Genomic DNA, 6,508 nt, shown 5'->3' with positions numbered 1-6,508 from the left:
GGCGTCGGCGGCCGCCGCGATGGCCCGGCCGACCGGATGTTCGGAGTCGCGCTCCACCGCCCCGCCCAGGGCGAGCAGTTCGGCCGCGTCCCCGCCGTCGAAGCGCGCCACCTCGTCGACCTGGAATTCGCCGGTGGTCAGGGTCCCGGTCTTGTCCAGCACCACGGTGGTGATCCGGCCGCTGGCCTCGAAGGCGTCCGGCCCCTTCACCACGATGCCGAGCTGGCCGGCGCGTCCGACCCCGACCATCAACGCGGTCGGGGTCGCCAGGCCGAGCGCGCACGGGCAGGCGATGACCAGCACCGACAGCGCCGCACTGAACGCGGACGTGGCCGGGGCACCGGCCAGCAGCCAGCCGACCATGGTGAGCGCGGCGACGATCAGCACCACCGGGACGAAGACGGCGACGACGCGGTCGACCAGGCGCTGCACCCGCGCCTTGCGGGCCTGCGCCTGCTCGGCGAGCTCCGCCATCTGCTCGATCTGGGTGTCGGCGCCGACCCGGTCGACGGACGCCTCGAGCACGCCGCTGAGGTTCACCGTGCCGGCCAGCAGCCGGTCGCCGGCGGAGACGTCCTGGGGCACCGGTTCGCCGGTCATCGTCGAGGTGTCGACGCTGGACCGGCCTGTGGTCACGGTGGCGTCGGCCGGAACGGTCTCGCCCGGCCGGATCACCACGATGTCGCCGGCGTTGAGCGCGGCCAGCGGCACGATCACATCGCGGTCGTCGGATCGCCGCACCCGCGCGGTGGTCGGGGCCAGCGCCCGGATCGCGCGCAGCACGTCGGTGGCGGCGCCGCGCGCCCGGGTCTCGAAGTAGCGGCCGATCAGCAGGAAGGTGGTGACCGCCGAGGCCACCTCCAGGTACAGGGTGTCCGCCCCGGCCGGCGTCGGCCCCCAGCCCAGCCAGTAGCCGGGGGCCTCGCTGCCGCCCAGCAGCAGCGTGACCAGCGCCCACAGGTAGGCGGTGACCACACCCAGCGAGACCAGGGTGTCCATGCTCAGCGTGCGGTGCCGCAGGTTGCGAATGGTGGCCCGATGGAACGGCCAGGCCGCCCAGGCCACCACCGGGGTGGCCAGCGCGACGCAGACCCATTCCCAGCCGGGGAACCGCAGCCACGGGACCAGCGCCAGTGCGATGGTGAGGTTCGACAGCGGAAGGGTGAGCAGGGCGGCCACCAGGATCCGGTACCGGAGCATCCGCAGCCGCGCCTCGTGCTCGGAATCCTGCGCCGCCTCGTCCGCGAGCGGGACCGCCGTGTAGCCGGCCCGGGTGATGGTCTGGATCACCGTCGGCTGGGCGCTCGCCGGCAGGCCGGTGACCACCGCGCGCTCGGTGGCGAAGTTGACCACCGCCTCGGCCCCGTCCAGCTTGTTCAGCGCCCGCTCGATCCGTCCGGCGCAGGCGGCGCAGCTCATCCCGCCGACCGAGACCTCGATCCGCGCCGGGGCCGACTCCGCCGCCGTGCCGTCGACCTCCCCCACGCTCATCGTCAGATCAGTCACGGGACGCCTCCTCGTGGCGCTTGTCGCGTTCGGCCAGTTCGGCCAGCAACGCGTTGTAGGCGGCCAGTTCGCTGTCCCCGTCGCGGCGCGCGGCCCGATCCAGCCGGCGGGCGGTGCGCTGGTCCTCGCTGAACCATTGGGCCAGCAGCGCCATCAGCACGATCAGCATCGGCAGCTCACCGGTGGCCCAAGCGATCTGGCCGCCGACTTGTTCGTCGTGCACCAGGTCGGTCATCCACGGGATGTTGAGCAGGCCGTAGAAGGCGCCGCCGATGGTGCCGCTGGAGGAGATCACCGCGATCGCGAAGAAGGCATGGAACGGCATCGCCGCGAACACCACGGCGAGCCGGGCCACCGCGGGGATGTCGTGCGCCGGACGGTCCACGCCGATCGCCAGCCCGAAGAACAGGCAGCCGATGATCAGGAAGTGGAAGGTCATGAACTGGTGCGCCCAGTGGAAGCGCATGGCGCTGGCGAACAGCAGGGAGAAGTAGAGCACGTAGAAGCCGGCGACGAACACCACCCAGACCAGCAGCGGGTTGAGCAGCCGCTGCAGCCAGCCGGCCCGGGTCAGCGCCACCACCGCGTTGCGCAGCGGCGGCAGCGAGCCGCCGGTGGCCGGCAGCACCCGCAGCGCCAGGGTGATCGGCCCGGCCAGCACCAGGAACGGCGGGGCCAGCATGTTCAGGGTCATGTGGGCGCCCATGTGCCAGCTGAAGGTAACCGACGAGTAGGCCCACACCCCGGTCATGCTGACCAGCAGCACGATCACCCAGCCGGTGAGCCAGGACACCAGCCGCAGGGTTGGCCAGCTGTGCCCGTCGCGGCGGAGCCGGTAGACGGCGAAGGAGTAGAGCGCCATCGCCGCGATCGCGACCACGGTGAGCAGCAGGTTCGGGCGTCCGGGAAGCAGGACGGTGGCCAGCGTGGGCGGGTCGGGAACCTCGAAGCCGAGGAAGTTCTGGTTGATGGTCTGCGGCGCGACGAACCTCGGCGGGACCAGTTGGAGCTGGGCCGCCTGGACGCCGGCGATCAGGATGATCCCGGCGCGGGCCAGGGCAAGCGAGCCCGCCGACGGCCGCACGGTGAGGACGGTGACCAGCAGGTAGAGCACGATCAGCACGACCAGCGACCACCCGTAGGCGTTGCCCCACGGACTGGTCCCGGCCATCTCGAAGATGCCGACACCGACCCGCGCCGGGATGACCAGGATCGCGCCGACCACCGCCAGCGCGGCGATCCGGCGGCGCACCGCGGCGTCCATCCGGGGGCCGAGGTCGGCGCCGGCCCAGGCCGCGGCGAACCACGCCGTGCCGGCCAGGGTGAGGATGATCGCGCTGTCGGTGGCCAGATCGTGGTTGGCGCCGACGGACACCTGGGCGGTGACCACGGTGGGCAGGGTGAGTGCGATCGCCAGCACGGTGGAGACGATCGAGACCGACCAGGTTCGCGGCTTCCCGGTGACGATGCCCAGCACCGTCGCCCCGATCGCGACCAGCAGCCAGGCCTGCGCGGTCTGGACCGAGCTCAGGAAGGCCAGCGGATCGCGCAGCACGTAGCCGATCGAGAGACCCGAGGACGCCGCGGCGTTCAGCGGGATCAGCACGATGGCGGTGTTGCGCCAGATCACCGCCGCCCGATGGGTGCGCAGCCAGAGCTGTTCGAGCGCGTCGTCGGACGGCTCCTGACCGGTTCCGGCGGGCTCCGGATCGGCGGTCAGGAGGGCCACCCGCAGCAGGCCCGCGGCGGTCGCCACCGCCGCCGCGCCGGCGATCAGGTAGCCCATCGCGGCGACCACCATGGTGAGCAGGTCGGCGCCTTCGCGCCCCCGCAGCGGCGGCTGCCCGAGCGTCCACAGGGCACCGCCGACGCTGACGATCAGGGCGATCACACCCGCCGTGACCGGGAGGGCGAACTGGCCCCAGCCGGCATCACGCGTTGCCCGCACCGTGCCCACCTCCGTCCGTGCGCTCACCGGCAGCACCCTACGCCAGGCCTCCGACAATCGTAGAGCCGGGGGCCGGCGCGGGGATCAGGGCTTGCAGCCGCCAACTGTCCCGGGCGCGGCTCAGCATCGCCCGGGTGAGCGGCCCGACGTCCAGCCGGAGCAGCACCGCGGCGGGTGCGCCGAGGCCGTGCACGCAGGCGGCCCGGACGGTGAGCGGGGAGACCACCAGCAGCGTCCCGGACGGCCAGCCGGCGGCGTCCAGGACGGCACCGATCCGGGTCAGCTGGGCGGCCAGCGACTCCCCGCCGTGCGGGGCACAGTCGGGGTCGGTCAGCCATTGCCGCAGGCCGTCCGGGTCGGATTCGGCGATCTCGGCGGCGGAGCGGCCGGCCCAGGATCCGAAATCCGGGCCGGCCAGCCCGTCCCCCGCGAGCGGTTCGGAGTCCGGCCCGGCCAACAACGCGGCGGTCTGGGCGCAGGCCGGTTCGGGACCGCAGACCACCTGCCCGCGTCCCCCGCGCCGCAGAACGGGCGGCTCGGGGGCGGCGAGCAGGTCGCCCGCGGCGCCGAAGACTCCGTGCCGGGCACCGACGGTCTCGCCGTGCGCCAGCAGGGTCAGTCGCATCGGCTCAGCCGACGCGGGTCAGCTGGGCCGCGGAGCGCGGACGCCCCTTGACGGCCAGCCGATGGGTGAGTTCGCCGAGCACCACGCCGATCACGCCCCACAGCACGGCCTGGGTGACCACGCTGGCCTGCCGGAACTGGTAGAGCAGGGTGGCCGGGAAGTCCTCGGGCACCTCGTCGTAGCGCGGCATCAGGCCGAGCCCGACCAGCACGATGACCAGGTAGACCCCGACGCCGACCAGTCCGGCGTACCAGCCGCCCAGGTTGGGCTGCAGCCGGCGTCCCAGATAGAGCGCCAAGGCGGCGGCCAGCACCGAGATCGCCAGCATGGCGAAGTACAGGCCGGTGCGGTAGCCGATGGTCTCGCCGTGACCGACGGCGGGCGGGTTCGGCGGATAGATGAGGTAGGGCACCACGTACAGCACGGTGAAGGCCGTGCCCGCGACGGCGAGCGCGGTGGACCGGGCGCTGTGGCGTCCGAACCGGCCGAAGGCGGCACCGGTCATGATGCCGGCCAGCCCGCCCAGGGCGGTGCCCAGCACCAGCATGCCGGTGGCCAGGCCGATGGTGGACTGCAGATCGCGGGGCACCTCGGTGCCCGGATCTTCCTCTTCGGCGGGGGCCGGGGCCTGGGCCTCGGTCTCATGGCTGTGGCCGCCGCCCTCCTCCTCGATGGCGATGGACGCGGCCACCGGTGGTTCCCCGACGACATAGCCGACGACGAAGGCGGCCAGGCCGGCGAGCAAGCCGGCGAGCAGGCCGCGGACCAGGAAATTGCGCAGAGTCAGCATGTCCGGGCCTCAGTGGCAGGGGAAGCCGAGCAGGTGGCGGGCGTCGTGCACCCACTCGTGGACGGCGTTGCCGGAGAATACCGAGGTGGCACCCTGTTCGGCACCCACGAAGTAGACCGCCAACAGGGCGATCAGGAGGGAGAACAGAATCCACGGCCACGATTCGCGAAGCGAGAGGGTGGGCAGTTCCACCGCGGTGGGTTGTGCCGGTACGGCAGCTGAAGTCATGTCAGAAGGCTCCTTTCCGAGCTGATGCGGCTCGTCAGTGATGGCGGCGAGCAGTGGGTCTGACTGGGGCCTCCTCCGCTGGGAGCGGCCCTCACAGTGGCGCAACCGTGCCGGAGTCTCACCGGCTTCCTTGCTGCTCGCCTTGATCAGTATCGTCCTCGCCGCGCGGCGTCGCGGGGGTATCGCGAAACTGCTCCGAAGTTCCGACTGCGGGTCTCGACGATGCCGTGCACAGCGACCCCGTCGTTCCGGCCCGAGATCCCGGATCAAGTCCGGGATGACGTACAAACGAATCCGGGACGACGTGCACAACGAGTCCGGATGACGTGCCCACGTCCGGGACGACGGGTGGCGCTTAGCCTTTGGTGGCCGTCCAGGAGGTGACGGTGCGGGCCGGACGGAAGCCGGTGAAGCGTCCGATCGGCTCGGCGTACTCCAGGCCGATCCGGAGCAGTTCGCCGCCGTGCCGGCGGTAGGCGTCCAGCAGCACCGCGTCGGAGTCGGCGGTGACGCTGTGCGCGACCAGCCGCCCTCCGGTGCGCAGCGCCGCCCAACTCGCGTCCAGGACGCCGGCCTCGACGCCGCCGCCGACGAAGACGGCGTCCGGGGCAGGCAGGTCGGGCAGCACGTCCGCGATCGAGCCGGGCACGATCTGCAGCCGTTCGGCGACCCCGTGCCGTTCGGCGTTGATCGCGATCCGCGCCAGGCGCTCGGGGTTCCGCTCCACCGCCACGGCCCGGTTGGCCGCATCGAGCCGGCACCACTCGATGCCGATCGATCCCGAACCCGCGCCCAGATCCCAGAGCAGTTCGTCCCCGGACGGGGCCAGCCCGGACAGCGCCGCGGCCCGCAGCACCCGCTTGGTCAGCAGGCCGTCGCTGGCGAACTCGTCGTCGGGCAGTCCGGTGGACAGTTGGTCGCTCACTTGGTTGAGGTTAGAGGTTCCGCAGGTAGGGGCGGTCGCGTTGAGCGTCGTTCCAGTGCGTGCCTGAGTGCCGCCGACGAGCGAAGTCGTGGCGGAGCCACGTCGAGTGAGGACAAGGTGCTCAGGTGCGTGCTGGGGCGGCGCTCAACCGATCGTGCCTACCTGCGGAACCTCTGGGTTCCGCAGGTAGGGGCGGTCGCGTTGGGCGTCGTTCCGGTGCGTGCCTAGTGGGCACGTTCGTAGGTTCGTTGGCGTTGGCGCAGCGGCTGCCGAGCGGCTCCTGACCAGGCCACCAACTGTGGAACCGGTTTCTGGTGGTTACGGCGACCGGTACCGGCGCCGCTGGCTGCTCGAACCGGTTTCTGGTGGCTACCGATACCCCCTGGGGGTTACCCACACCCACCAGAAAGTGGTTCGAGCAGAGACAGCGAGCCGACACCAGTCCAATAACCACCACAAGCTGGTTCCAGCACCTCACCAGCGCCG

Annotated in this window: 6 protein-coding genes and 1 riboswitch; all 6 genes read right to left on the bottom strand. The window is 71.9% G+C overall.

Features of this window, described 5'->3' with window-relative positions; translation table 11 throughout:
- Positions 1 to 1,506: heavy metal translocating P-type ATPase (locus QM582_RS09710; protein WP_415083923.1), on the bottom strand; the 1,506-nt coding region annotated here is incomplete at its 3' end.
- Positions 1,499 to 3,481, bottom strand: a complete 1,983-nt coding sequence (locus QM582_RS09705; RefSeq protein WP_415083920.1) for a cytochrome c oxidase assembly protein — start codon at positions 3,479 to 3,481, stop codon at positions 1,499 to 1,501. The genes QM582_RS09705 and QM582_RS09710, both read right to left, overlap by 8 nt.
- A 10-nt stretch (positions 3,482 to 3,491) precedes the next feature.
- Positions 3,492 to 4,079 carry a histidine phosphatase family protein gene (locus QM582_RS09700; RefSeq protein WP_415083919.1) on the bottom strand — a complete coding sequence of 196 codons (588 nt, stop codon included), beginning with the start codon at positions 4,077 to 4,079 and terminating at the stop codon, positions 3,492 to 3,494.
- 4 nt (positions 4,080 to 4,083) lie between these two features.
- Entirely contained in the window at positions 4,084 to 4,869 is a 786-nt protein-coding gene (locus QM582_RS09695; protein ID WP_415083917.1) for a CbtA family protein, read from the bottom strand.
- A gap of 9 nt (positions 4,870 to 4,878) precedes the next feature.
- Positions 4,879 to 5,097, bottom strand: a complete 219-nt coding sequence (locus QM582_RS09690) for a CbtB domain-containing protein (RefSeq protein WP_415083915.1) — start codon at positions 5,095 to 5,097, stop codon at positions 4,879 to 4,881.
- A gap of 57 nt (positions 5,098 to 5,154) precedes the next feature.
- Positions 5,155 to 5,227: riboswitch (cobalamin riboswitch) on the bottom strand.
- 225 nt (positions 5,228 to 5,452) lie between these two features.
- A complete protein-coding gene (gene cbiT, locus QM582_RS09685) occupies positions 5,453 to 6,022 on the bottom strand; it encodes a precorrin-6Y C5,15-methyltransferase (decarboxylating) subunit CbiT (protein ID WP_415083913.1) in 570 nt (189 codons plus the stop codon).
- Positions 6,023 to 6,508: the final 486 nt, after the last annotated feature.

Origin of the sequence: Micropruina sp. (assembly GCF_047607385.1) — a bacterium.
GTDB lineage: Bacteria > Actinomycetota > Actinomycetes > Propionibacteriales > Propionibacteriaceae > Micropruina.
The sequence above is the reverse complement of the archived record's forward strand: the minus strand, read 5'-3'. Positions and strand labels throughout refer to the sequence as shown.

Bases quoted from the DNA above. Each gene is read 5' to 3' on its own strand.
- QM582_RS09700 (WP_415083919.1), bottom strand. From the start codon at position 4,079: ATGCGACTGACCCTGCTGGCGCACGGCGAGACCGTCGGTGCCCGGCAC.
- QM582_RS09695 (WP_415083917.1), bottom strand. From the start codon at position 4,869: ATGCTGACTCTGCGCAATTTCCTGGTCCGCGGCCTGCTCGCCGGCTTG.
- QM582_RS09690 (WP_415083915.1), bottom strand. From the start codon at position 5,097: ATGACTTCAGCTGCCGTACCGGCACAACCCACCGCGGTGGAACTGCCC.